This window comes from Shewanella sp. NIFS-20-20 (assembly GCF_019209865.1).
Lineage (GTDB): Bacteria > Pseudomonadota > Gammaproteobacteria > Enterobacterales > Shewanellaceae > Shewanella.
In genome coordinates, this window is record NZ_JAHUTT010000039.1 from 12468 (window position 1) to 37327 (window position 24860).

At 47.4% G+C, this 24860-nt stretch carries 21 protein-coding genes and 1 pseudogene; 10 read left to right on the forward strand and 12 right to left on the reverse strand.

The genetic code is table 11. The features are described from left to right. Nucleotides 1-53 precede the first annotated feature (53 nt). Nucleotides 54-2426 (forward strand): Lon protease family protein, encoded by a 2373-nt coding sequence (locus KU855_RS12680; protein WP_218530642.1) that lies wholly within the window; start codon nucleotides 54-56, stop codon nucleotides 2424-2426. 97 nt (nucleotides 2427-2523) lie between these two features. On the opposite strand, the gene KU855_RS12685 is transcribed toward KU855_RS12680, so the two are convergent. The 5 genes from KU855_RS12685 to KU855_RS12705 all read right to left on the reverse strand — a co-directional run bounded on the left by KU855_RS12685 (nucleotide 2524) and on the right by KU855_RS12705 (nucleotide 6697). Further along, nucleotides 2524-2739 carry a hypothetical protein gene (locus KU855_RS12685; RefSeq protein ID WP_218530643.1) on the reverse strand — a complete coding sequence of 72 codons (216 nt, stop codon included), beginning with the start codon at nucleotides 2737-2739 and terminating at the stop codon, nucleotides 2524-2526. A gap of 353 nt (nucleotides 2740-3092) precedes the next feature. Next, complete coding sequence (mtgA, locus tag KU855_RS12690) at nucleotides 3093-3725, reverse strand: monofunctional biosynthetic peptidoglycan transglycosylase (RefSeq protein ID WP_218530644.1); 633 nt, start codon at nucleotides 3723-3725, stop codon at nucleotides 3093-3095. 103 nt (nucleotides 3726-3828) lie between these two features. Beyond that, entirely contained in the window at nucleotides 3829-4140 is a 312-nt protein-coding gene (locus tag KU855_RS12695; RefSeq protein ID WP_218530645.1) for a hypothetical protein, read from the reverse strand. Between the two features lie 64 nt (nucleotides 4141-4204). After that, entirely contained in the window at nucleotides 4205-5287 is a 1083-nt protein-coding gene (locus tag KU855_RS12700) for a hypothetical protein (RefSeq protein WP_218530646.1), read from the reverse strand. Between the two features lie 84 nt (nucleotides 5288-5371). Then, the gene (locus KU855_RS12705; RefSeq protein ID WP_218530647.1) at nucleotides 5372-6697 is read right to left on the reverse strand and encodes an APC family permease; all 1326 of its coding nucleotides are present in this window, start codon (nucleotides 6695-6697) and stop codon (nucleotides 5372-5374) included. A 267-nt stretch (nucleotides 6698-6964) separates the two neighbouring features. Between KU855_RS12705 and KU855_RS12710 the strand changes: the two genes are divergently transcribed. Beyond that, entirely contained in the window at nucleotides 6965-9043 is a 2079-nt protein-coding gene (locus KU855_RS12710; protein ID WP_218530648.1) for an FUSC family membrane protein, read from the forward strand. A gap of 465 nt (nucleotides 9044-9508) precedes the next feature. After that, on the forward strand, nucleotides 9509-10948 hold the full coding sequence (locus tag KU855_RS12715; protein WP_218530649.1) for a disulfide bond formation protein B: 1440 nt from the start codon (nucleotides 9509-9511) through the stop codon (nucleotides 10946-10948). 51 nt (nucleotides 10949-10999) lie between these two features. Here KU855_RS12715 and KU855_RS12720 read toward each other — a convergent pair whose 3' ends face one another. Next, on the reverse strand, nucleotides 11000-12229 hold the full coding sequence (locus KU855_RS12720) for a glycerol-3-phosphate dehydrogenase/oxidase (RefSeq protein WP_218530650.1): 1230 nt from the start codon (nucleotides 12227-12229) through the stop codon (nucleotides 11000-11002). Between the two features lie 382 nt (nucleotides 12230-12611). On the opposite strand from KU855_RS12720, the gene KU855_RS12725 reads away from it, so the two are divergent. The 3 genes from KU855_RS12725 (at nucleotide 12612) to KU855_RS12735 (ending at nucleotide 14801) form a co-directional block, all read left to right on the forward strand. Then, complete coding sequence (locus KU855_RS12725; protein ID WP_218530651.1) at nucleotides 12612-12995, forward strand: hypothetical protein; 384 nt, start codon at nucleotides 12612-12614, stop codon at nucleotides 12993-12995. Between the two features lie 129 nt (nucleotides 12996-13124). Continuing rightward, the gene (locus KU855_RS12730) at nucleotides 13125-14492 is read left to right on the forward strand and encodes a cytochrome C biosynthesis protein (RefSeq protein WP_218530652.1); all 1368 of its coding nucleotides are present in this window, start codon (nucleotides 13125-13127) and stop codon (nucleotides 14490-14492) included. A 159-nt stretch (nucleotides 14493-14651) separates the two neighbouring features. Further along, nucleotides 14652-14801 (forward strand): cytoplasmic protein, encoded by a 150-nt coding sequence (locus KU855_RS12735; protein WP_371316360.1) that lies wholly within the window; start codon nucleotides 14652-14654, stop codon nucleotides 14799-14801. Between the two features lie 33 nt (nucleotides 14802-14834). On the opposite strand, the gene KU855_RS12740 is transcribed toward KU855_RS12735, so the two are convergent. After that, nucleotides 14835-15716: a glucosaminidase domain-containing protein gene (locus KU855_RS12740; protein WP_218530654.1), complete on the reverse strand. Its 882-nt coding sequence runs from the start codon at nucleotides 15714-15716 to the stop codon at nucleotides 14835-14837. A gap of 235 nt (nucleotides 15717-15951) precedes the next feature. Here KU855_RS12740 and KU855_RS12745 point away from each other — a divergent pair, with 235 nt between their 5' ends. From KU855_RS12745 to KU855_RS12755, 3 genes are all read left to right on the forward strand, one after another. After that, complete coding sequence (locus KU855_RS12745; protein WP_218530655.1) at nucleotides 15952-16581, forward strand: MliC family protein; 630 nt, start codon at nucleotides 15952-15954, stop codon at nucleotides 16579-16581. Between the two features lie 217 nt (nucleotides 16582-16798). Then, the gene (gene crcB, locus KU855_RS12750; RefSeq protein ID WP_218530656.1) at nucleotides 16799-17182 is read left to right on the forward strand and encodes a fluoride efflux transporter CrcB; all 384 of its coding nucleotides are present in this window, start codon (nucleotides 16799-16801) and stop codon (nucleotides 17180-17182) included. An 8-nt stretch (nucleotides 17183-17190) separates the two neighbouring features. Continuing rightward, complete coding sequence (locus KU855_RS12755) at nucleotides 17191-17589, forward strand: CrcB family protein (protein ID WP_218530657.1); 399 nt, start codon at nucleotides 17191-17193, stop codon at nucleotides 17587-17589. Between the two features lie 219 nt (nucleotides 17590-17808). On the opposite strand, the gene ahpF is transcribed toward KU855_RS12755, so the two are convergent. From ahpF to KU855_RS12775, 4 genes are all read right to left on the reverse strand, one after another. Next, the gene (ahpF, locus tag KU855_RS12760; protein ID WP_218530658.1) at nucleotides 17809-19356 is read right to left on the reverse strand and encodes an alkyl hydroperoxide reductase subunit F; all 1548 of its coding nucleotides are present in this window, start codon (nucleotides 19354-19356) and stop codon (nucleotides 17809-17811) included. A 113-nt stretch (nucleotides 19357-19469) separates the two neighbouring features. After that, the gene (gene ahpC / locus KU855_RS12765; RefSeq protein WP_218530659.1) at nucleotides 19470-20039 is read right to left on the reverse strand and encodes an alkyl hydroperoxide reductase subunit C; all 570 of its coding nucleotides are present in this window, start codon (nucleotides 20037-20039) and stop codon (nucleotides 19470-19472) included. 233 nt (nucleotides 20040-20272) lie between these two features. Next, nucleotides 20273-21790 carry a leucyl aminopeptidase gene (locus tag KU855_RS12770; protein ID WP_218530660.1) on the reverse strand — a complete coding sequence of 506 codons (1518 nt, stop codon included), beginning with the start codon at nucleotides 21788-21790 and terminating at the stop codon, nucleotides 20273-20275. 110 nt (nucleotides 21791-21900) lie between these two features. After that, a complete protein-coding gene (locus KU855_RS12775; protein WP_218530661.1) occupies nucleotides 21901-22278 on the reverse strand; it encodes an energy transducer TonB in 378 nt (125 codons plus the stop codon). A gap of 616 nt (nucleotides 22279-22894) precedes the next feature. On the opposite strand from KU855_RS12775, the gene KU855_RS12780 reads away from it, so the two are divergent. Then, complete coding sequence (locus KU855_RS12780; protein WP_218530662.1) at nucleotides 22895-24283, forward strand: aminotransferase class V-fold PLP-dependent enzyme; 1389 nt, start codon at nucleotides 22895-22897, stop codon at nucleotides 24281-24283. Between the two features lie 27 nt (nucleotides 24284-24310). Here the strand turns inward: KU855_RS12780 and KU855_RS12785 are convergent. Then, nucleotides 24311-24724 (reverse strand): annotated as a pseudogene (locus KU855_RS12785) (EAL domain-containing protein); the annotation flags it as partial. Between the last annotated feature and the right edge of the window lie 136 nt (nucleotides 24725-24860).

Here is a 24860-nt window from a genome sequence, read left to right on the forward strand (position 1 = left end):
TACAAGCTATCTTATTGTCGTTATTAAGGTTCTTGCACATATAAGGATATGCCATGGCGATACATTCACTGGATAGCAAGCAAGTATACCGCCAGACTCGACTGGCACAGCCCACTGAAGATATTCTTTCAAGCCATGATTTTGCACCGATTGACGAAATCTTGGGACAGCAACGAGCGCGCCAAGCGCTCGAATTTGCCATGTCGATTAAAGACAAGGGATATAACATCTACGCCATCGGTGAAAATGGCTTAGGTAAGCGCACCATGATTTTGCGTTATCTCAATAGCCACAATTCTGTGGTTAACCCCTTGTATGACTGGTGCTATATCAAGAACTTTGATGAAGAGCGATGTCCGAGCGTATTAAAATTACCCCAAGGCAGTGCCAAGCAATTTAAAAAAGCCATTGAGTCCTTACTCAATAAGTTAGTCAAAGCGCTGCCACTAGCCTTTGATAACGACATGTACCATAGCCGCGCCGATCAATTGAAAAATCAGCTGAGTTTGCAGCAAGAAACCTTGATGCAAGAGCTTAGTGATGCCGCCAGTCAACGTCATATTGCGCTCACTATCAGTACCCTTGGCGATTACCAATTAACCGCGATGCAAAATGAAGAAGAGGCGCATACCGAAGAAAGTTATGATGCTCTAAGTGAGTCAGACCAAGTGAGGTTTGAACAAGATATCCAGTTTTTAGAGAAGAAACTCCGACGCGTGATCCGCACCCTAACCGAGTGGGAAGATGAGTTTAGTGACAAACAAAAAGAGCATGATGATCAAGTAGCCAAAGGTGTGCTAAGTCACTACTTGCGGCCATTAAAAAAACGCTATCGTGATCAAGAGGCAGTGCATCAATTTATCACCGCCTTAGGCAAGGATATTCTAGAAAATTTAGATTTATTTCTGGATGCCAGTGAAGAGGAAGCCTCGTTAGCCATTGCCTCGTTAGAGAAAAAATTACCGCGCCGCTATCAAGTCAATGTGCTGGTCTCTAGCCATGCCGATCAAACATTACCTGTGATAGTCGAAGACAACCCTAGTTACCATAGCCTGTTTGGTTATATTGAAAATGCCAGTTTTAAAGGCACTGTGTTTACCGACTTTTCATTGATCCGCCCCGGCAGTTTACATAAAGCCAATGGGGGTGTGTTATTGATGGATGCGGCCAAAGTGCTCGAACGCCCTTATGTCTGGGATGGCTTAAAGCGTGCCTTACGCTCGAAACAACTGGACTTAAGTTCTCTCGAGCGTGAAGTGAGCTTATCAGGCGCCATTTCATTAGCCCCCGAACCCATTCCATTAGAAGTTAAAATTATCTTATTTGGCGATCGACAAACCTACCAATTATTACAGCATTACGATCCTGATTTTTCCGAGTTATTTCGGGTCACTGCCGATTTTGAGCACAGCATGGAGCGAACAGAAAACTCCGAAAGCCAGTATGCCAAGTTTATTGCCTCGATAGTGCAAGAAAATCAAATGCTGCCATGCTCCCTCAACGCTATGGAGCGAGTCGTCGAATTCAGTAGTCGGCGCGCCGGCCACCAAGACAAAATTTCTCTTTACTCGGTAGAAGCCGCCAATTTATTACGCGAAGCCAATTATTTTGCCCAATCGGCTGCGGCCGAGATGATCGAAAGCGAACATATCGCCCAAGCCATTAGCGCCCGCGATCACCGAGTGTCACGAATGCAAAGCCATATAATGGAATCCTTTAAAGATGGCACCACGTTAATTCAAGTCAGCGGCACTAAGGTTGGTCAAGTCAATGCCTTGTCGGTGTTATCCAGTGGCGATCATGAATTTGGCGTGCCTAACCGTATCACTGCCACCACTGCTTGCGGCAAAGGGGAAATCCTCGATATTGAAAACAAGGTCAAACTCAGTGGGAGCATCCACTCTAAAGGGGTGTACATTCTTAGCGCGTATCTCAATACTATGTTGGCCAAAGAGCAACGTCTTCCCATCAATTGTCACATGACCTTTGAACAATCCTATGGCGGCATTGATGGCGATAGTGCGTCGATGGCTGAATGCTGTGCCATTTTATCGGCCATCAGTGAACGCCCTATATTTCAACATCTGGCCATTACTGGCTCGATGGATCAATTCGGTGAGTCCCAGCCTATCGGCGGCGTGAACGAGAAAATCGAAGGTTTCTTCGATGTTTGTCAATTAAAAGGCCGCAATGAACAACAGGGAGTGATCATCCCTCATACTAATATTGCCAACCTCATGCTCAGGCAAGATATTGTCGATGAAATAGCGGCAGGCCGTTTTCATATTTGGAGTGTGAGCAATGTCATGGAGGCCATGAGTTTATTATCAGGTACCAGTCTCGATGCCAATGATGAGCTGCATATTTTAGCGCTCGCCCAGGCCAAGCTCAGTTCGGTTCGCGCTTTTCAAGCCAGCCATAAATAAAAAAAGCCGCTGAGATCAGCGGCAAACTTGGGTAAATATACAAGGTTTGAGATGACAAAAAGTGCCATAAAAGTAGGTAATCATGATGTTCAACAAATTAGCCGTGCTGTTGACTCTCGCTTAACCTGAGCCCTAACGTTTGTGCTTGCACGTCATTAACGGCGCACAGTGGGCACATATCACCTAGGGCTATCATCTTGTCGACGCGCTGGTGATAGGCATGCCAGCAGTGTCGCAAGTTCACTTGGCGACGACGCCTGCGACGACATAAGACGTGCCGATGGCTATGGCGTAACACCTGATGTCTAATCACAGTGATGACTCCTAGTGAGCAAGGGGGATCAAAATAGCTTTAGTAACAAAAATACAACTTAACCATTCAAATCAAAAGCTTAACCAATCTATCAACGCCCAAAAGATTACGCCCTCCCTCAAGCAAGGTAAAGCCGCTGCCGCGAAAATTAATCTCAAGCTCGCCGGCGGCTAACGCAGGCTTTGCCTGACTCATCTCCTCACGGAGGCAATAAGTCCGGCTTAATGCAGCTTAGCTGCCATCAAGCTGGTGTGAGTGACCAAAGTGGCACCGACACATTGAGGGGTTGAGTAAAAGGAAGTTCATCTGTGGTTCACCCGTCCAATCTTTATTGAGCACTATGGACGAGTACCTCAATCCAAGGCGGGGTCATAAACCTGTTGCAGTACTCCCGGTCCCAATTGACGCATTTGCTGACGGATCCAAGCGGAACGCCGCACCACATAAGCTGAGGGAGGTTGCACTTTATACACCACTGGATTGGGCAATATCGCGGCTAACAATGACGCCTGATAATCATTGAGCATCAATGCTGATGTTGAAAAATATTGCGCAGCCGCATCGGCGACACCATAAGTGTGCGGCCCCAGCTGAATAATATTCAAATAGAGTTCAAGCACCCGAGTTTTTGGCAGCAAGGTATCTATCCACCAAGTGAACCAAGCGCCAAGTGCCTTGCGAAAGTAGCTTCGGGCCGGCCATAAAAACAAATTTTTAGCCAGTTGCTGAGTAATGGTACTGCCCCCACGAATTTGCTGGCTGTGCTCATTATGCTCAAAGGCCGCAATAATGGCCTTAATATCGAAACCATTATTGGTGGCAAAGGTTTGATCTTCAGCGGCAATCACAGCCAACTGCATAGAGTGACTCATGTCACTCAGAGGAACCCAAGTATGAGGCGGCGCGTCGAGCCCCTGCTGCTGCAACCGCCAACTCCAGCTTGGCGGATCCAGATACTTAATCGTCAGAACTAAGGCGATGGTCAAGCCTATCCAGCCCCAAAAAAGGAGCCAAAAGCCCTGTTTTAGGATCCTGAATGCGCGTTGAAAACGGCCATGTTCTACAGGTTTACTCGCCAGATAGGCCCCCTCAATCGTCAAGTGCCGCTTCGAATGCCTCCAACCAAGCCACAGCATCATCGCTGGCACACTCAAACCACGCCGCTAATTCATCGCCATCAAACGCTTCCTCGATGCGCTCCATCAAGGCGTCAATATCATCACTTAGGGTGAAGTGCGCCAACTCGCTCAGGGAAACATCGGCTCCCGTATCATGCCAAGCAACGATGTCTGACTGCCATTGACTTAATGTCTGCTGTGTTGATTCACTTAAGTCTTTAAATTCATCTGCATGTACCTTGTTGACACTTAATAACAAGATCAGCAACCAACGTTTTTTCATTATAGGCTCCATCAAGAGTAACCGCAGGCATCATACTCCTGAGCCGTTCTTGGTGAAATCAGTATTATTGTACGGTAACCGCCAAGGGAAATGCCGGCGAGTGACACACTTCCACCCCATAGCGGTAACCATATTGAGCCTGACTATCTGGGGTGATGGTCAGTATTTCAAAGGCATTAAGATCGACCACATTGGTCTGCTCGCTTTTGGTGCACCGGCTGCGACTATCGGCGTCATAGGCATAAGAAAACCAGGCTAACCATTCACGGATTAATTGATGATAATCGTCATCAATATAGTCATCATTATCGGCAGACACTGGAGTGGCGATCGATGATGGACTGACTGGTGTCGTGTCTAGCTGCGATGCCGACTCGCTCTTAGAGGCAATGATTGCTGCCGTATCAGCCTGACTATCGGCCACTGTATCGGGGATCGTCGCGGCTGTTGTGACGCCAAGCGCCTCCGTTGCCTTTGATAACAAAGGCGCTGCATCGTGGTTATCGTTAACCGTATTGCCTAGGTCAAACTCCGAATCAAGACCCATCGCACGCTCGAAATTAATAACATCCGAGACTTCATAGAGTAATACCAAGGCCAAGAAGGCTCTGAGCAAGGCTTTGCGAATCGCAAATTTTTTATGGACAAATTCGAGGCGATTGAACATTCCTAAATGGCGTAACAAAAAGACGATGACCATATAACACGGAGCGATAATGGCTAATGCCAGCAGCGCCAACAGACTGATAAAGACAAACCAGCCGGGCAAATACAGCAACAACGCAAAATTATGAGTGTAATCGAGATACGCGGCGGAAACGCCAACCACTTCATTAACCACCGCCGCGGTATGAGCCAAAGCAAAATTAGCGATGATGGCATAAAACAACAAGATAATGGCTTTACCGCCTAACGAGTGCCACATCCGAGTGAAAATCGGCCAACTTTCAATAATTAAGCCGATGACTATGAGTAACGCCGCCCAACCTACCCAGCCCAATAACAACAAGGCAATGGCAATAAAATAGCTTTGACCTGCCCCAGATAAGGCTTGCCAGCGTGCCATTAACGCGTGATTGAGGTCCTGCCAGAAATCAAATTTACACCACTTGAGGGCTTGTTGTGTCCATCGAGTAACAAGGGTCATTGGCCACACTTATTATGTTATTTATTTGTTATAGCCAACAGTGTAAGCGTAAAGATCAAATGATGGCAACTGAGTCGTCATCGCTTAATTGTTGTCGCCGGCATGCACTCTGGTCAGCCAATATCGATGCATCCCATATAACGCACTGGCCCCCAACCAACTGCCCAACCCAAATAGTATGATTTTAGTGCCAGCCATCACCACCATAGTAACGGCAAAGATAACCGCAAAACATGGGATCATCGGCCCAAATGGGACCTGAAATGGGGCTCGCCCTCCTTGGGTCCGTCGCAATTTTAGCACCGCTAATGCCACCGGAATATATTGCAAAAACACCGCCACCGTCATGAGAGAGGCTAACACCAAAAAGCTCCCACTCAAGAAAGCGACCATCACCAACATGGCCGTGAGTACTATGGCTCTGCCATAACTGCCGCGGCCATTAACCCGGGCCAAGCCTTTAGGCACAAAGCCCTTGGTGGCTAACGCCGCCAACAACACCGGCGCATTAAATACTCCGGTAAACGCGACGCCAAAGATAGATATAACCGTGGCGATACTGATAAACCATAACCCCTTGTTGCCCCATAACTGCTCACTGGCACTCGCAACCGCCACGCCAGTATGACCCAGCTTGGCGCCCAATACTCCGATACATACCCACATGATGAGCAAATAAAATAAGGTACAAATGCTGACCACTATCAATAGTGCTAATGGCAAATTTCGCTTAGGGTGACGCATGTGTGCCGCCGCGATAGGCAAGGTTTCAAAACCGGTAAAGGCAAAAAACAAGACAATGAATATCGCCCCTAACCGATCGCCATAGGCAAGCCCGCTGTCGACAGCAGCCGGCACAAAAGGGTTAAAGTGATTCAATTGCACTGCCGACATCCCCAAAATGATGAAGAGTGCTAAGGCCGAGAGCTTGGCAATCGAAGACACGTTGGATACCCGTCTTGAGCTTTTCATCCCCAAATATGCTAAAAAAAACATAAGCATAATCAGGCTACAACCGACAATATGATAGCCAGCAGGGTTGGCCAATTGCGGCACAATGGCTTCAGCCGCCGTCAACAAGGCCGCAAACGCACCCGCAATCCCTAAACTTGATGCAAACCAAGTTAATACCCCAACATTAAAGCCGGCATAATCCCCAAACGCGGCCTGAACATACACATACGAAGCGCCATTTTCACTGGTGCGTGACGCCAACTCAGCAAAGCATAACGCCAAACACATGACCAATAAGGCGCATAATAAAAACACCCCAATGGCAGAAGGCCCTAAGGCTTGGTAAGCATCCCCTGGCAGTAAAAATATCCCAGAGCCGATAATGGCATTCACTCCCAGCAAGATGATGGATGCCAAACCAAATTTATTCCCATTATCGATTGTTCCTGTGGCCACGTTAACCTCACTGAAATAATGACCTGGCGAGTGATTCACTAAGAATAGTCAAGATGCCACCCTTACCATCGATGACCTTGCTCTTTTCTTGTGAGTGTACCCCTAACAAGCACTCGCATAGGATTAAGACTGATTAATCAACTCAGTTAAGTCAGCCAGCAAGTTACCTGCTACAGTAAATAGATTCGATCAATGAGATGATGTATTGATGGCAAGTAGCGACCTCATATGCGCCGACTAAAGCACCAAGCCTTATGGCGATATAGCATGAATATTCGAGCAAATATTGCTGCATTAAGCTTTATTACTTGTTCGTTACCACTCTTTTATTTGGGCCATGTGACTTATGGCATCGCCTGCTCTTTAGGATCCATTGCCTGTGGCTTGGCAGATACTGCCACCCTTAAGCGTCATCGCCGTCGCGATATTGGCTTAGCCGTGATTATTTTTTTCTTCGCCGCTTTGGCCGTCACCTGGTTATTCCCTCATTCGGGATGGTTTACCCTCTATTTAGCCGTGAGTAGTTTTCTATTGTTGATGCTAGCGGTGATATCACCGCGACTCGGCGCCCTCGGATTTGCCAGTATTTTACTGGGGATCTATGCCATGATTTTATATTCGCCCAGCCAAGTCATTTGGCACATACCGGCAGCGTTAGCCGCGGGGGCGATGTGGTATGGTTTATGGCAATGGCTTGCCAGCGCTATTTTTCCCTATCAGCAAGATCGCGATCTGTTGTTTGACGTGTATCGACAACTGGGTAAAAAATTCTATGCCCATGCCTTACCACTCCAAGAGCAACCGCAAAATGATCATCAAGTGTTTATTCGCTCAGCCAAGGCCAGATCATCGTTTTCGCAGTCATTTAACGAATTAAATCAACGACTACACCAAAAAATGAGTGCCGGTGAAGTCAGCCTGCCACTGACTCAATTGCAAAATCAACTGGGTTTAGCCGCCACCTTGGCAGAACAAAGTCGACTGCTGCAGTTTAGCCCGAGTGGCGAATTTCAGCAGCAATTCCCGACGCAACTTGCCCGCATGAGTGCGGCCTGTAACGCCTTAGCGCATTACATTAGCTTGGGCGCAGGTGCCGATAAATCTGAACTAGAACAAATCGATATAGCCGCATTACATCAATGGCCAAGCGCAATAGAACCCGATAGAGAACAGGCCTTAGCCTCGGCTTTTATTGAACAACTGACCTTAATTATTGACGCCCTAAAACATCGCGAAGCTGCGCAGCTCCCGCCCCCGCAACCTATGACACTGGAGCCACCAACCGCCTCCAGCGAGCCACTGGCATTTTGGCAAACTATCCGCCATCAATGTCATTGGCAATCCAATGTGTTTCGCCACGCTATTCGCGGCGCATTGTGCTTGGCATCGGGGCTCATGTTGGTGCGAAGCTTTGGATTAGAATTTGGCTTTTGGACGCTAATGACGAGTTTACTGGTCCTCAAACCCAACGTTGCCATGACCTGGCGACGTTTTGTTGACCGCTTAGCGGGGACCTTGGCGGGGTTGTTGTTGGTGGCATTCATGCTGAAATGGCAAACCCCCATATGGGTGTTACCTTGGATATTTTGCCTCGCTGCCACGGTCTTTTTTCACACCTCTGCACGCCATTATGCCATCGCTGTATGCTGCGTAACCTTGTTTGTATTTTGCGGCTTCTCGCTCAATGGCGAGGGCAATATGATTTTGTTGCCACGCTTAGAAAACACCCTACTTGGCATTTTATTACCTGTGGTGTGGGTCATTCTGATCTCACCTGGTTGGCATAAAAAAAGTGTGCCCAAGCAATTACATCAAACCCTCGTGGGGTATCAGCAACTATTGGCAACACTGCAACGGCTAACGGATCAGCCTCCATCCATTCGGGAGGACAGCGCGCGCCAGCTACAAGCGAGCTTAGCCTTATGTGTCGTTAACGACATTAATCTGTTTGATCTGTGGCAGGGTTACCTCGCGGAGCCAAGGCGCAACAGCCAAATTACCGAGACCATTTTAGTGTGCAGCGTTAGCAGTAATTTAATGTTGCGGATGTTAACTCGCTTAGTCGCCAAAGCCGATGAACTGGCCAATGCCGAAGGTCAGCGAGAGTTACAGCTGACCTTGGCCATGATAACCAAAGCCGAAAAACGTCTGGCACTGTTAAGCCAATCTCGGCTATTTTATGGCTATATTGCGCGCCACCAGCAACAGGTACAGAGTCAATTACACTTAATGCAAAAACAGCAAGATCAATCTGCTATTGGCCTATTGAGGTTATTACAATCTGAAATTCTCAGCTTTCGCACTCGCTCTATCCCAAAAAGCTTTACTTGCTTAAACACCAAGTAAAGCCAGCGCGAGCTCACACACAACCCCGACACAAACCGCACAGAATCACAATTTTTCAGCATTTGAAATTCAGCATCACAAAATCCGAAAATCATCATATACCCCTTTGGGGTTATGGGATCTGTTCCGCATTTCCCGCCCATTCTCTCTGATAATTTAGCGGCTGCTTTCGCTTGCAGCAGAAATAACCTAGCTGCGGCGAAAACTTATCACTAGCTTCTGCGACATAACGTTAGCGCGATATTTTCGACCAGAAGTTAGCACTTAACCTTGCAGCGGAGAGTACCGTGGAGTTTTTATTATTTTGCATTATTTTTGTGACGGCCTTTGTAGTCGCATTTAAACCACACAAACAAAAGCTGGCTCATATTTTATTGGCTATCAGTATCTTACTAAGTCTTTTTATTTGGTTAATCGCGACCTGGGGCATGCTAGTCCCAGCTGGCAACTTGTAAGGAACTCGTCATGAACGAAATTAATTTGAATCGCATCGTCTCCTTTGCCGCGCTCGCATTGATCGCTCTCCCGGTGGGAATTGCCTGCATCATTCTAGGCTTTGGCATGGGTGATACCCCCTGTATTTTATGCTGGCAAGAGCGTACCGCCATGGTGCTGGTATCCCTCATCGCCCTCTTCATTATGCGTTATGGACTTAAGCCAAAATACATAGGCGCATTAATTTTAACCGCCGTGTACGGTTTGTGGGCAGGTTATCGCCACAGCTCTAACCATATTTTGCGTGATATTGGCCAAGGGTTTGGCCCAGCGATATTCGGGGTTCACACCTATGTCTGGGTGATCGTCGTGTTTGCTATCATCTTGTTATTTGCTGGCGCATTATTGCTGTTACAAGGCGACAAGCTGCAAGATAAACCAGCCCCATGGAGCCTATTCAACAAGATCACCATTAACACCTTCTTAGTGATTATCGTCTTCAACATAGTGCAAGCGTTCACTCAGACCGGTCCGTTCCCTTTCATCGGCCAGAGTGATCCGGTTCGTATGAGCTTTAACAGCGACCATATCATTTGGTCGACTGGCAACTGGCCAACCCCATCGAAACTGTCTGCTCGCGGCGCTTATACCATTGCTAAGCCAGATTTTGCCAACATGAGTCACGATGCTCAAACGCAAATCAGCACCAGCAATCGCGCCATGGCAAGTCAACAATTGCAGTTACCAGCAGCAATTGAAGGCTTGGCGACCGGCATAGCCTATCAAGCTAGCACGGAAATGTTTGCCGTTGTCACTAGCGATAACTGGGTATATTTCTTATCAAAAGACCTAACCACCATTTTGGCACAAGTGAAAATTGATGCAGCGTTTTCAACTGAGATTTCCAACTTGGCAGGGGTAGCTTTCGATGGCGACAACAGCGTTATTGTCACCGCCGACCATAAGAGTTATGCCCGTGTAGCTTATGATCCCAGTGCCAAAATCGCTCACTACTATGCCAACTTTATGGACGGAACTGACGGCGTTAAAGAGTTAACTCGCAGCCGCTTTGAGACTACTCGCGCCAAATACAACTACATTGGTGACATTGGCTTTGATGCGAAAACAAATGAGTATCTGATGGTGACTTTACCCGTGCCAACCCGCAATAATTTTGTGGTCAGCCGCATGAGTGCTGCGGACATGAAACTCAATAGCGAAGCGATTATTTCCCTTGAAGTCAATGCCTTACCGCAAGTAACAGGGATTGCCATTGGTGATGATAACATCTATTTGTTGAGTCATTCTGGCGAGCAGGTGTTAGTGATGAACCGTGACAATCGCGTGATTGATGCCATCAATTTAGAGGCTACCACTAACCCGCAAGCGCTGACGTTAATGGATGGCCAGTTAGCAGTATTGAATGCTAACCCTGGCAGCAACAGCATTAGCTTATTTAATGTTCAGTAACTCCTAAGACGTTAAACAAAATCAAAAAGCGACTGTCACCCGTCGCTTTTTTTATAGGGCCATATGTGGTTGGGCATTATCAGCAGCAAAGTAATCATCGGCCACCGGCACGATGGCGCGCGTGTTAATATCCGCAATAGCGTGGCGCTCTCCTAGTTGAGCACGGATCATGGCCAATACGTCTTGGGCAATCGGCATAAACTCGGTCAGCTTACCGCCATAAACACTCACCAAGCGCGGACTATTGGCTTGTTGTACAAACAAGGTTTCCCGCGCTCTACTAAAGGCGCTACCCGCTTGCGCTGGCAAGGCCCTCACCCCACAGAAATTGCCGATGACTAAACTGGCGAGCTCGGCACGCGAGTACTGGGTAAAGTAATGGTGGTAATTGTCTAATAAATAGTCATACTCCTCACACGTGATCTGCGGCTTGTCAGGCATGGTGGCTAGTGCCACTTCGGTCGTGCCAATCAAGGTTTTATTTTTCCAAGGCATCACAAAAAATACTCGCTCATCGAGGCGTGATTCCAAATAATAAATCCCCACAGGACTTTCGATATCCAGTAACAAATGTGAACCTTGTACCCAGGTCATTGCCGCTGGCATTTGTTTCGGTGTGACATTGGCGAGCAGCTCACTAGCCCATGGGCCGGTCGCATTAATTATCATCTTGACCCGCCGCTCACCGAGAGTGCCATCACTATCGCGGTATCGCACTTGGCATACGCGGGCACCATGATAAATGTCGGTGACTTGACGATATTGCTGGATCTCGGCGCCAAGTTGTTGCGCGCTGGCCGCCACCGCCATGGTCAATGCTTTATCATCGGTTTGTGCATCCCAATATTGCAACATATGCCGCAAGCCTTGCTGTTGGAGTAAATGATGCTGCTCACTGCTAGCCAAGTTAACCCGAGTAAACTTACCCAAAGGGTCACCTTGACTGAGAAGACCATAAAGGCTGAGACCCGCACTAAGGGTAAGCAAACCGCGTTGACTGTCTTGATATAGCGGAATATAGAATGGCACGGCTTTGACTAACTCAGGGGCTAATTGCAATAACTGACGTCTAGCATGCAAACAACGACGCACTAATGTCAGTTGGCCGGATTCTAGGTACCTTAAGCCACCATGGATCAATTTGCTGGAGTGAGACGAGGTGCCACTCGCCAGCGCCCCCCGTTCCCATAAGGCCACGGAATAGCCAGCAGCGACAGCAGCTTGCGCGACCCCAACCCCAGTAATTCCCCCACCAATCACCAGCACATCCAGCATCGCCATCTCCTTGCAGCTTTAGATAAATTAACTGTAACAGGCTTTCAAAATGGATGCCGCTTTTACTTACAGGCGCCTTAGCCCCGCCAACAGCCAATGTGGCTACGCCAGCATAGACACAAGTTACCCCGTGCTTAACACCACCATTATTCAGGGTCAACACCATGGTCATTTCTTGCGTATTCAACCAGTTAGAAATATGACACTCGCCAGACTATTGACAATAAAAATCCGAAGGAGTGACTTTGCGCTAACCCAGAGCCCTCGTGAGTTTGCGCCGATTAATTCAGGTTTGCTTTCATACCGACTTTCACTTAAATTAACTGATATCATACGAATAAAAACGATAATAATGATGCGCTTTCTGACTTTGCTTATGTTGTCATCAATGACAATAACCGCTCACGCCGCCTGTCCTAATGCCCAAGATTATGGCCAAGTTGAGTTTGCTAAAAATAGCTCGTATTTTTCCGAACATGGCCAAGCCTTGTTAGATAAAATTAATACCTCGACAGCTGACAATAATGTTGCGACCGGCTACTTAATGTTGGAGTTTTCTGCTGGGCTTAATCGTGATAATGACAAGCTTAAAGAGTACAACAAATGGTTAGCTCAACGGCGCATTGAGCGGATTAAAACCTACTTAGCCACTCAAGAATTTGAGCCGCCGATAGTGAGTCGCATCCTCACCATTGCCAATAATCCAGAACGCAGCGTGCAGCTGTATTGGTGTCCAGAAAGCGACCAAGAAGCTCAACTCGCGACGCGCTGAAAAAGTTCCACGATTTACCATTTATTTCAGTATTTTGAAGCCAGCTAACACTTTTTAGCCGCAAAGGTGTGAGCAAAAACAGAAGAGCGTAAAGTAACCTCATGATCTTACTGTTATAACGGTACTGTTATGAGATATTTAAAACAGCTCTTAATATTTATTGTATTACTATTCACCTTACCGGCTAGCGCGGCAGACCCCATCGTTTGGCAACAAACAAACAGTGATCAGGAATTACAAATTCCCATGTATTTTTTCTGGTCAGAAACCTGTCCTCACTGCGCTAAAGCCCACCCCTTTGTCGATAAACTCACCGAGCATTATCCTTGGATTGCGTTGCAATCTCACCAAGTGACCGCCCCTGGCGCACTGGCATTATGGAAACAAGTGGCGACCGCCACCGGTCAAAACACCACCTCAGTGCCATTTTTCGCCTTTTGTGGCCAATCCAGTGTCGGCTATAGCAGTGATGACGTGACCGGCGCTTTTATCGAGCAACAACTACGGCAATGCTACCAATCTTATGGCGGCACACTGGAACAAGCCCCGATGATCACCGCGGCAGCCGCTAGCACACAAGCACCATTATTTGCCACCTGTAGCCAACAAAGTCTCGCGGGAGACGGCAGTTGTGATGCCCCCGCCGTGACGCAAGTGCAACCCGTCTCAATTCCTTTTATCGGTACGGTAGCGCCGGAAAAGTTGTCATTACCCCTATTAACCGTGGTGTTGGCCGGAGTCGATGCCTTCAACCCTTGCGCCTTTTTCGTTCTATTATTTTTACTGTCTATTATGGTGAACGCGAAGAGCCGCGGCCGGATGCTACTGGTCGGGGGGATATTCGTCTTCTTCTCAGGCTTTATCTATTTCTTATTTATGATCGCTTGGCTCAATATTTTTGAATTACTGGGCGCCGGCGGTGATGGCGGTACCATTATCATGATTGCCGGCCTCTTGGCGTTGTTCGCTGGGGTCATCAACATCAAGGAATTCTTTGGCCAAAAAGGCAAAGTGAGCCTATCGATGTCAGCTAGCAATCGCACCGGCCTTATCAAGCGCATGGGCAAATTATCAAGCGCCACCTCATTAGGAGCGATGATCCTTGGCACCACAGTGTTAGCGATACTAGCTAATGCTTATGAGTTACTGTGCACCGCCGGTTTTCCCATGATTTACACCAGTGTCTTGACCCTACATGACTTACCCGATGTCGAGCGCTACTTATACTTGGTGCTGTATAACTTAGTGTATGTCATCCCGCTGGCGGTCATTGTCATCGTATTTAGTATGACCTTAGGTAAACGTAAACTCACAGAGAAAGAAGGTGAAAGCCTTAAATTAATGTCAGGTATCATGATGTTAGGCCTAGGTAGCATGCTAGTGTTAGACCCGACATCGATGCAAAATCCGGTCTTAGCCATTGGCTTGATCTTAGGCGCGATTATACTCACCTTCAGTATTATATTTATTCGGAAGTGGCGCTCGAATAACACGTAAATAGACGGTTCATTAAAGGTCGTGCCCGCTGCGACCTTTTAGCACGCTTAGGCTAAACTTATTGGCAGTGATGCCGATAAGGTATTACCTAGATGGATAGGGATGGCAAACAAGGAACTGACTATGACAGAAATTTCTGGCGGTAGTTTTAACACCACCATGACTCACATCGGTAAAGTGGCACAAATGGGTAAAGAGCAACAGCAGGCTGAAGGCAAGATTGTGATGGATTTGATTGCAGCAGCGACACCTAAAGAGCCCAGTCAACCCTCAGCCAATGTGGGGCAAAATATCAACACCACAGCGTAAACCACTAAGCCCACATCCGTGGGCTTTTTATTGCTATCGGCTAAATTCAATCCACTGCCAATCATGGCTTTGTAACTCGGCATCATCATAACTATCAAGATGATGGTGATTAATCAGCGCCCTAAGATCATTGACATAATCCCAACCGTGCGCCGAATAATGGCGTAAACCAGCGACCAGTTGATAACCACTGGCAGCCGCTGATGGCGACAGTGTTGCCCGTAATTGTCGAAACGATGCATAACTCGCTTGGGTATTGAGGTTGTAGATGTAAGCGGCAACCCCTTGGTAGACAGTGTCATAAGATGCGACCTTGATCCGCCCATGGGCGGTAGTCATATAATAAGGCCAGCCTTTGGGTGAGTGTTCTCCGAAAAGCGCATCCCCTTGGCGCGCAAAACGACTAGTTCCCCAGCCACTCTCATCGATTGCCTGAGCTAACACCATGCCGACAGGGATCGCATCGATGTGCAACAGCATTTTATTAATATCAACCGCCCCCAATTGATAGTGAAAGCTAATTTTTTTCAGCCAAGCAGTTTCAGCGGCGATCTTAGGGCCGCCAGCGTGTTTAATGGCCAATAGCGCTTGACGAACTCGCTTGAGTTGATCATTGACCGCCAAAATGTTGGGAAGCAACAATTGAATAAAGCCCGTTGTTGCCGCTTGATGGGGCAAGGCATGAAAATTTTCAGGTAAATTCTTGGTTAAGATGGGGGGCACTATAGGCGGTTTGGCTAAGGGTAATTGATAGTGTTGCTCGGCAAAATAGGTCAACATGGCGTTGGCATCGCTCAAGTCGATGGCCGCAGTCACTGGTATCGGCTGCATATCCGGGGGCAATGGCAAGTCATCTTTGGCCACCGCCAGCGAGCAAAACATTAACAAGATAAAATATAAAATTTTATTTTTCATGGACTTATACATCACGCTTACCATGGAGCATGTTTGAGTGTAATGGTAAACCGTATTTTTCTCCAATCTCAGCCAAGCAACAAGCCAAAAAAGGTTAATGCTGGCATCTTCAAGCCTGTGGCCACCAAGATAAAAATACCTTAATTTATCTCTTTTTAGGCCAAGCTAAGCCGATTGCATTCTAACCACTGTTTGCTAGTCTAAAGAGCAATCCCCCCTGTTCAGGAACTGTGTCATGGTCAAGTCCGTTTTATCACTCGCCCTATTCACCAGCGGCTTTTTATTCTGTGTTAATGCCAATGCGGCCGCCTTCGATTGCAGTAAAGCCGATGGCACTGTCGAGGAATATATCTGCCAACATCCTGATCTGCAGCAGTTAGATAGCAAACTCAATGACAGTTACCAAAGCGTATTATCCCAACTGCAAGGGGCAGAAAAGTCCACCCTAAAGGCGGTACAACGCGGTTGGATAAAAGCCCGCAACGAATGCTGGAAGAGCGATAAATTAGGCCAGTGCATCAATCACAGCTACCGTAGTCGCCTGACTGAATTACAAATTGCTGACGGTAAGGTGGCAGTTCCGACACCGGTATTTTATCAATGTGATAACGCCAAATTAGAGGTGTATTTCTATAACGACACTGAAGTCCCTGCCGCCGTGATTAATCTATTACCCCAGGGCCAAGGTGATGATCAACGTATTGCGATGATATCTGAGTCGGCATCCGGGGCAAAATATGAGGCACAAAACCTAACCTTATGGACCAAAGGACAGTCTGCCACGCTAATCCGTTATGGCCTAGCCGACGAGCAGTGCCGAGCCACCAATCCTAAGGCGCTCACTGACAATACCATTCCCAACTAATCACTCGCGCCGCTAGCTAGTTTCTTAGCTAGCGCTTGCAATGTTATCTAGCGATATGTTCATCGACAATGGCTATCTCGCTAGGCTTACATAAACACCAGCAAGGTTTGCGGTTTGTAGATATCGCTACTACTTTTGGTAAGTGATTTTTCCTGTGTTTCTCATTGCGTCCTTCGGGGTAGTCCCGTTGATCCTTGAGCCCACGGTTGGAGCAGATATGACAGCATTAGATGTGATGTGGGTTGGCATCGGCGGCGGCATCGGCACCGTCATACGCTGGGCGGTGGGAAAATGGGTCGCCAATCGCTTTCATATGAATTTCCCCATAGCGACTTTTGGACTCAATATCACCGGTTCATTTGTGATTGCCTTTTTATCTGTCCTATTCAGTGTCCACTGGCAATCACGTTATGGTGAGCCACTGAATGCACTGATCTTAACGGGTATTTTGGGCGGCTATACCACCTTTAGTTCAATGCAAATGGATGCTCTCAAATACGTTGAAGCCGGCAAAGTTGCCCAAGCCGTGGGTTATCTTTTGCTTTCCACTGTGGCAGGTTTTGCCGCCGCTATCTTGGGTATTGCCCTCGCGAGCCTTTAGGAGGCACCATGTACAGCACAGCCATTTTAGTGTTTCTTGGCGGCGCGTTTGGCGCCATGGTGCGGGAGTTTATTATGCTCTTGATCCCGAGCCTGCATAATGGATTCCCCCTTGATATTTTAGTGGCCAATGTCATCGCAGCGTTTTTGCTGGGGTTAGCGACCGCTCACCATCGTCTGCAAAATCTATCTGACGATGTGATTTTATTATTTGGCACTGGCGCCCTCGGTGGCATGTCGACGTTTTCGAGTTTTGCTTATGGCGCAGCTCATGAGAGCCTACAACCTGGTGGCCTTGTGCTGTCGTTACTGTATATGCTGCTCAGTTTGGTCTTGGGATTTATCGCCGTATGGTTAGGATTAACGCTGGCCAATCGCATGAGTGTCCCGCCAGAGACTAAACACTAAGCTTATCTTTACCATGACTCAGCGGCTCTATTAAACACTGGGCGGTGTTGGCTTATCCGCTGAACGCTCAATGCCAACACACTTAGCATACAGCCGCGATACAGCGCCGAGGGAGGCCGTCCCTTTGATGGCGGAGACACGCCCAAAAAAAGAACCCAACTGACGTTGGGTTCGGTGGATGTTGGCATTCCGTAGCCATCAGTTAGGCGCGTAGCGACCTCAATCTTCACTGTGGCGAATGAGGTAATCAAAGGCTCCTAACGATGCGGTGGCTCCGCTGCCCATGGCGATAATAATTTGCTTATAAGCCGAGTTGGTGACATCGCCGGCAGCAAAAACACCTGGCAGTGACGTTTGCCCTTGATTATCGACAATAATTTCGCCGCGGCCGCTCATCTCAACTGTGCCTTTCAACCATTCACTATTTGGCACTAGGCCGATTTGCACAAAGATCCCCGCTAAGGCGACATGATGACTCTCGTTGGTTGCGCGGTCTGTATAGTGTAAGCCGGTCACCCGCTGGCCATCACCCAGCACTTCAGTGGTCATGGCTTGGGTAATAATGGTGATATTACCCATGGATTGTGCTTTGCGCTGCAGCACATCATCGGCGCGCAGTTTACTATCAAATTCAAGAACAGTGACATGCTCTACGATGTTAGCTAAGTCGATAGCCGCTTCAATACCCGAGTTACCACCACCGATCACCGCCACCCGCTTACCTTTAAATAATGGACCATCGCAATGTGGACAATAGGCAACGCCTTTACCGCGATATTCTTGTTCGCCCGGGACATTCATTTCACGCCAACGCGCGCCCGTGGCAAGTAACACGGTTTTGCTTTTCAATACGGCGCCATTTTCAAGTTCGACTTGATACAAACCATCGCGAGTTAGCAACACCACTTTTTGGTTGTCCATGATATCCACGTCATAATCACGCACATGGCTTTCCAGATTAGCGACTAATTTAGGCCCCTCGGTAGCTTTGACCGAAATAAAGTTTTCAATGCCAACGGTTTCAGCCACTTGGCCACCAAATTTATCCGCAAGCACACCGGTACGAAGCCCTTTACGCGCCGCATAAATGGCGGCAGATGCACCTGCAGGACCACCACCAACGACTAAGACTTCATAAGGCGCTTTCTCAGATAGCGCGTCAGCCTGACGAGCGGCCGCGCCAGTATCTAAGCGATTTAATATTTCAGCGAGGCTAATTCGCCCTTGGGCAAATAACTCGCCATTTAAGTACACCGATGGCACCGCCATAATATTGCGATGGCTCACTTCTTGCTGGAACAAGGCACCATCAACCATCACATTGCTGATATTGGGGTTGATTGCCGCCATCATATTGATGGCTTGAACAACATCGGGACAATTCTGACAACTTAGCGAAACATAAGTTTCAAAAGCGAACTTGCCTGGCAAGTGGCGAATTTGTTCAATTTGTTCAGCCGTGATTTTAATGGGGTGCCCCCCCGTGTGCAGTAACGCCAGCACTAATGAGGTGAACTCATGCCCCATAGGCAGACCGGCGAACGTGATGCGAGTGTCAGTCTCTGGACTGGTCACTTGCATTGACGGCGTACGTTCGCCCTCAACACGCTTGATGCTGACCAATGACGATAACGACGCGATATCATCTGCCAAGCGAATAATCTCAAGACTCTTTGGCGCGTCATCGGCCGACACGAGCAGCTCAACTGGGCGCTTGAGGTTTAGCAGATAAGTTTGCAGTTGTTGTTTTAAGTTCGTATCTAACATGATGACTCCTAATAATCGAGAATAATGAATAAACAGCAGAGGAAAAAAAGCCCAGACAGTTAGGGGGGAGGTCTGGGCGTTAGGAGAATGATGAAACTAGTGAGCGAGTGAGATTAGATCTTACCGACCAAATCTAAAGACGGCGCTAATGTTTCTTCACCTGGCTGCCATTTAGCAGGACAAACTTCACCATCATGAGTCGCAACATACTGAGCAGCTTGAATTTTACGAACCAGCTCAGAAGCGCTACGGCCAATGCCTAAGTCATGGATTTCAGCCACTTTGATCTGACCTTCTGGGTTAATCACGAAGGTACCGCGCAGTGCTAAACCATCTTCTTCAATCATCACGCCAAAGTTGCGAGTGATCTTGCCAGTTGGGTCACCAATCATTGGAAACTTGATCTTGTTGATGGTGTCTGACGTGTCATGCCAAGCTTTGTGAGTAAAGTGAGTATCGGTTGATACTGAGTAAATCTCGACGCCCATGGCTTGCAGCTTTTCGTAATGGTCAGCCATATCACCTAATTCAGTTGGACATACAAAGGTGAAGTCAGCAGGGTAGAAGAAAACCACAGACCACTTACCCAGCAAGTCTTGCTCTGATACTGATACAAATTCACCGTTGTGAAATGCAGTTGCATTGAATGGCTTGATTTCGGTATTGATAATTGACTGAGTCATGAAAAGCTCCGTTTAATTCAGTAAGTAATTTATTGCTAAGGACCGAGTGCCCTTTCGTTGAGAAACATAATAGGTAATCGGGAAAAACAATTAAAGCGGATAAAAACAATGACTACAATCTACAAAACAGATTGAGCGTGACATTTGACTAACCTAAGCTCTTGAAGGAATAACGATATTCATAAGGCGCCCTAACGCCACATCCCCGCGTCGCGGGGATGTGGGCTGGGTGATTAGGGCTGTTGGGTTAACCAGTAGCTAAGCAATCTAACCCCATAACCCGTGGCTCCCGCGGGGGCCACGGCGGATGGTTTAGCGCTTAAAGCATTGCCCGCAATATCAAGATGCACCCAAGGTTGATCATCATTGATAAAAGCCTTTAAAAACATCGCCGCCGATGAAGCGCCAGCGCTGCCTTGAGTACCGGTATTTTTCAAATCAGCAATTGGAGACTTAAGTTCTTCCCCATAGGCTTTATCTAGCGGCAAGCGCCACAAACGCTCACCCACTTGTTGACCCGCATAGGTAAACTCAGTCACCAGCGTATCGGAATCACTAAAGATACCGGCAAATTCGCGTCCTAGCGCTCGCACTTTCGAGCCGGTTAAGGTGGCCACATCGACGATTAGGCGCGGCTGATACTTTTCTTGGGCATACCACAGTGCATCGGCCAAGATCAGTCGCCCTTCCGCGTCTGTGTTCATCACTTCGACAGTTTTACCCGCAGCCGTGGTTAACACATCACCTGGGCGCAGCGCATCACCAGAGATCATATTTTCCGCCAAAGGCATAATCGCCACCACATTGACTGCGGCCTGTTGCATCGCCATGGCTTTTACCGTCGCTAACACCGTCGCGGCGCCAGCCATATCAGACTTCATATGAGCAATAGAGGTACCGGTGGCCTTGATGTTATAGCCACCGGAATCAAACGTAATACCTTTGCCGACCAAAGCCACCGGTGCATCTTGGCTACCTTGCCAATGCGCGACCACTAAGCGGGGGCCGCGATCACTGCCTTTGCCGACCCCTAAAATGGCGCCCATATTGAGTTTGGCCAGCGCCTTTTCATCCAGCACGGTAACTTTTACACCGAGATCGGATAACTTTTTAGCTTCGCGCGCGAAGCTGTCTGGATACAGATCACCTGCGGTAGTATTGGTCATATCTCTGGCAAGAAACACACCAGATTCAACCGCTTGCAACTGCTTATGCAAGACGTTAGCCTCGGTGTCATCGCTAACGAAATGGTAATGTTTAGGCGCTAACTCAAATTGCTTATAACGCTCAAAGCGGTAACTGGCCAGCTCCGAGCCATGGGCAAAGTTAGCCGCAAATTGAGCTTCACTCGGCATAGGATCAACAAAGACTTGCACTTGATGTTCTGGCAATGGCGCCAACTTAGAAGCCAACTGGCCACCTAAGGCTTGAATTTCGCCAACACGTAATGGTTGCTCGCCAAGTCCCAATACGATAATACGATCGGCTTCAATCGCCACCGGCGCTAATAGCTCGAGCGTCTGCCCTTGGTCACCATTAAATTTAGCGGCTGCCATTGCCTTAGCTAATTGGACTTGGGTTGCTTGGGGTAACTGATCCAGAGAGTAAGCGGCATTATTGGCAGTCTGAAACATCACCAATGTGCTTGCATCAATGGGCTGGGTGTCAAAGCTAAAGGTTTCCGCCATTAAGCTTGAGCTCAAGCCGAGAGTAAGACTTAACGCCAGCAAAGATTTTTTATAATTATTCATTGTGTCATACCGCAACAGGTTGATTGAGAGCGGGATGATAACAAATGAAAATTAAATATTTAATAAAATCCACTAAGAATTAACAATGAGTTACAAAAGAGAATCGCCTCTTAGCCCAAGACAAAGTCTAACCGTACCTCTGTGGCCGTGTCATCCACCGCCTTACCTTGAATGACTTTAGGTAGGTAACACCATTGGGATAATGAGTGAACCGCCGCCTCACTAAATAGATGGTCAGGCTGAGAGTTAATGACCTCAATATTCATCGGCCGCCCAGTGCGGCTCACATCGAAACGCATAACGACATAGCCTTCAATTTTTTCATACAACAATTGCTCGGGATACTGGATGTTGGCCTGTGAGTAAAGGCTGGCACTGCTGCGATCTTCATTGCCAATTGGCGCGCAGCTAGCGTCAATCACGCTGCCATTTTGGCCACAACCCATCAATAGCCACATTAAGCCAACACTGATTGCTGGTATTTTCATCGGTCATCCTTGAGCTTATCACGCCAATTAACAAAAACTTAACACCGCTTCTGTCACGCTGCAACTAGCCCCTTAGTCTCAAGCAGGTTCATCCTCGCGCCATGCGCCATTAACCTCTGTAATTACATCGCGGCAGATCGAGAGCATGTCGATGCCGAGCGCCTGAAGCTTGCACTTAACTCTGACCTAAGATGCGCCATAAATAATCAATAAAGCATGAAGAGTGAATATATAATCAGCAGCATATAAATACTATGTCCGAGCAACAGAATAATTATTGCCCATTGCTAATTTCTATTCACATACCATGGTTAATAATTAAAAATCAGTTGCTTCATTTTTATTCATCACCGCAATCAATCATCAATAGCATTGCCAATATAAATAATATTTATAGTTAAACATAATCTTTACAAGTGCCAACTAAATTTACATCGTTATGACTGTGGTTGATATTTGCCCAAATCATGCCCGTGCTCACACTTTTTAATATCAATGACCGTGATTGGTTATTTTCAACGATGATTAACAACCACTGTTGATAACTTAGCGTTATCTTTATGGCGACGTTTAAAACTCAAGTCTGTTTTTAACCAAAATAAAATAGAGAAAAAATATGGAAATTAACAATATTGATATGTCTACAACCAATTTAGAACGACGTAGATTTTTAAAAACGACGGGTGGATTAACCTTGGCTGGGGTTGGCACCATGGCATTTCCTCAAGCGGCCTTAGCCAGCGAGCAGCGCCAACCCACCTCTTTTTATGGAAAAAATCCAAACGAGAAATTTTGGAAGAAGGTCCGCAAAGAATTTATTCTAAATAAACGAACCACTTACATGAATGTCGGTACGTCAGGATCGATGCCAGAGCAAGTGCTGGAAAACTTTAACGACTACAACGAAGCGATTTCAGCCAACCCTTGGCAAAGCAATATCCCGACCATCGAGCTGGCTAAACAAGTCGCTCATCAGTTTGGTGCTTTTGATCATGAGCTGATCTTAAATCGCAACACCACCGATGGTATGTGCTCCATTATTAATGGCCTACAGTTTGAACCCGGCGATGTGATTTTAACCACGCATCATGAACATGGTGGTGCCACGTCACCATTGCGCCATGTCCGCGAGCGTTATGGCGTTGACGTCATTGAACTGTCAATCCCAGTCCACACCCGCGATCAGGAATTAACTGAAGATGACTTGGTCAATATCTTCGCGGATGCCGTCGCCCAGTATGGCAACAGCGTTAGATTGATCACCTTCTCACACGTCACCTATACCACTGGCACACGCCTGCCAGCCAAGCGCATCTGCCAAGAAGTCGCCATTCCTAACCGCATTCCGACCTTAATTGATGGTGCGCATACCCCAGGTATGCTTAATTTAGATTTCCACGATATTGATTGTGATTTCTACTCTGGCGCCGGTCATAAATGGCAGTGTGGGCCTGGAGCGACCGGAATTTTGTATGTGCGTGACAATGCCAACCGTTTAGCCGACTTTTGGAGCGACAGAGCCACGCCACTGTGGTGCATCAACTCATCGTCATCTTCAAGCATGCTGCAAGCGCGCTTCCAATCCATTGGTCAGGACAACTACCCAGCCAAACGCGCCTTGGTTGATGCCTGCATGATGTGGGAAGACATAGGTCGTGACAATATCGAAAAGCGAGTGCTCGATTTAAGTGCCTTATGTAAAAAAGAGCTGCAGCAAGCATTCCGTCACGCGCATTACTTTGCGCCACCCGCACGGGAATTATCTAGTGGCTTAACAACCTTTAATCCATTTGATGACCAATATGATGGCGAATTACTGACTGAGTTTCGTAATCGCTTACACGAGGAATATGGCTACATAGTGCGTACCACCTCATTCCTGTTGCATGCAGAGGATGCTTATCGGACCCAAGCGCTGCGAATTTCGACCCATTTATTCCACAATGAAGATGACGTGGAAGGCTTAGTCAGCGCCATGCGTCGCCTCTATCGCGATATGGCCTAAGGGTTATCGGTCGCTAACAACACGCTATTACGCCTGTTGCAGGCGTAATAGCTCAGTAAACTCAGCCGCATTCACTGGCCGACTGAATAAGTAACCTTGGCCAAAGTCACACCCATGCTGTTGTAAAAAGTCCGCTTGATGTTGCTCTTCAATCCCTTCGGCAACCACTTTCAACCTCAAGGCTTTTGCCATGGCTAACATAGCAGTAACTAAAGCGCTATCCGCGTCGCTATTAGCCATACGTTGAATAAATGAACGGTCAATTTTCAATTTAGCAAATGCGAACGCTTGTAAGTAACTGAGCGCTGAATAGCCGGTGCCAAAATCATCAATGGATAAGTCAATCCCTTCTTGCCGTAGATAGGCAAACATGGCGGCTAAGCGACCATCTTGCTCGACCAATACACTTTCTGTCACTTCAATTTCAAGTTGTTGCGCCGATAACCCTGAACGGCGTTGTTTCCTAAATCATTGAACTAATCATCAGAACCACGATCAGATCATTAGAACTTTGAGATGGGTGACGATGATGGGTAAGGCAAAGTACAAAATCAGCAACTGGAAGCAATATAACCAA

Coding starts and splice junctions, on each gene's coding strand:
- ahpF (WP_218530658.1), bottom strand. CDS start 19,356: ATGTTAGATACGAACTTAAAACAACAACTGCAAACTTATCTGCTAAAC.
- KU855_RS12710 (WP_218530648.1), top strand. CDS start 6,965: ATGAATATTCGAGCAAATATTGCTGCATTAAGCTTTATTACTTGTTCG.
- KU855_RS12725 (WP_218530651.1), top strand. CDS start 12,612: ATGACAATAACCGCTCACGCCGCCTGTCCTAATGCCCAAGATTATGGC.
- KU855_RS12755 (WP_218530657.1), top strand. CDS start 17,191: ATGTACAGCACAGCCATTTTAGTGTTTCTTGGCGGCGCGTTTGGCGCC.
- KU855_RS12700 (WP_218530646.1), bottom strand. CDS start 5,287: ATGACCCTTGTTACTCGATGGACACAACAAGCCCTCAAGTGGTGTAAA.
- KU855_RS12730 (WP_218530652.1), top strand. CDS start 13,125: ATGAGATATTTAAAACAGCTCTTAATATTTATTGTATTACTATTCACC.
- crcB (WP_218530656.1), top strand. CDS start 16,799: ATGACAGCATTAGATGTGATGTGGGTTGGCATCGGCGGCGGCATCGGC.
- KU855_RS12745 (WP_218530655.1), top strand. CDS start 15,952: ATGGTCAAGTCCGTTTTATCACTCGCCCTATTCACCAGCGGCTTTTTA.
- KU855_RS12770 (WP_218530660.1), bottom strand. CDS start 21,790: ATGAATAATTATAAAAAATCTTTGCTGGCGTTAAGTCTTACTCTCGGC.
- KU855_RS12680 (WP_218530642.1), top strand. CDS start 54: ATGGCGATACATTCACTGGATAGCAAGCAAGTATACCGCCAGACTCGA.
- KU855_RS12740 (WP_218530654.1), bottom strand. CDS start 15,716: ATGAAAAATAAAATTTTATATTTTATCTTGTTAATGTTTTGCTCGCTG.
- KU855_RS12775 (WP_218530661.1), bottom strand. CDS start 22,278: ATGAAAATACCAGCAATCAGTGTTGGCTTAATGTGGCTATTGATGGGT.
- KU855_RS12695 (WP_218530645.1), bottom strand. CDS start 4,140: ATGAAAAAACGTTGGTTGCTGATCTTGTTATTAAGTGTCAACAAGGTA.
- KU855_RS12715 (WP_218530649.1), top strand. CDS start 9,509: ATGAACGAAATTAATTTGAATCGCATCGTCTCCTTTGCCGCGCTCGCA.
- ahpC (WP_218530659.1), bottom strand. CDS start 20,039: ATGACTCAGTCAATTATCAATACCGAAATCAAGCCATTCAATGCAACT.
- KU855_RS12720 (WP_218530650.1), bottom strand. CDS start 12,229: ATGGCGATGCTGGATGTGCTGGTGATTGGTGGGGGAATTACTGGGGTT.
- KU855_RS12780 (WP_218530662.1), top strand. CDS start 22,895: ATGGAAATTAACAATATTGATATGTCTACAACCAATTTAGAACGACGT.
- KU855_RS12735 (WP_371316360.1), top strand. CDS start 14,652: ATGACTCACATCGGTAAAGTGGCACAAATGGGTAAAGAGCAACAGCAG.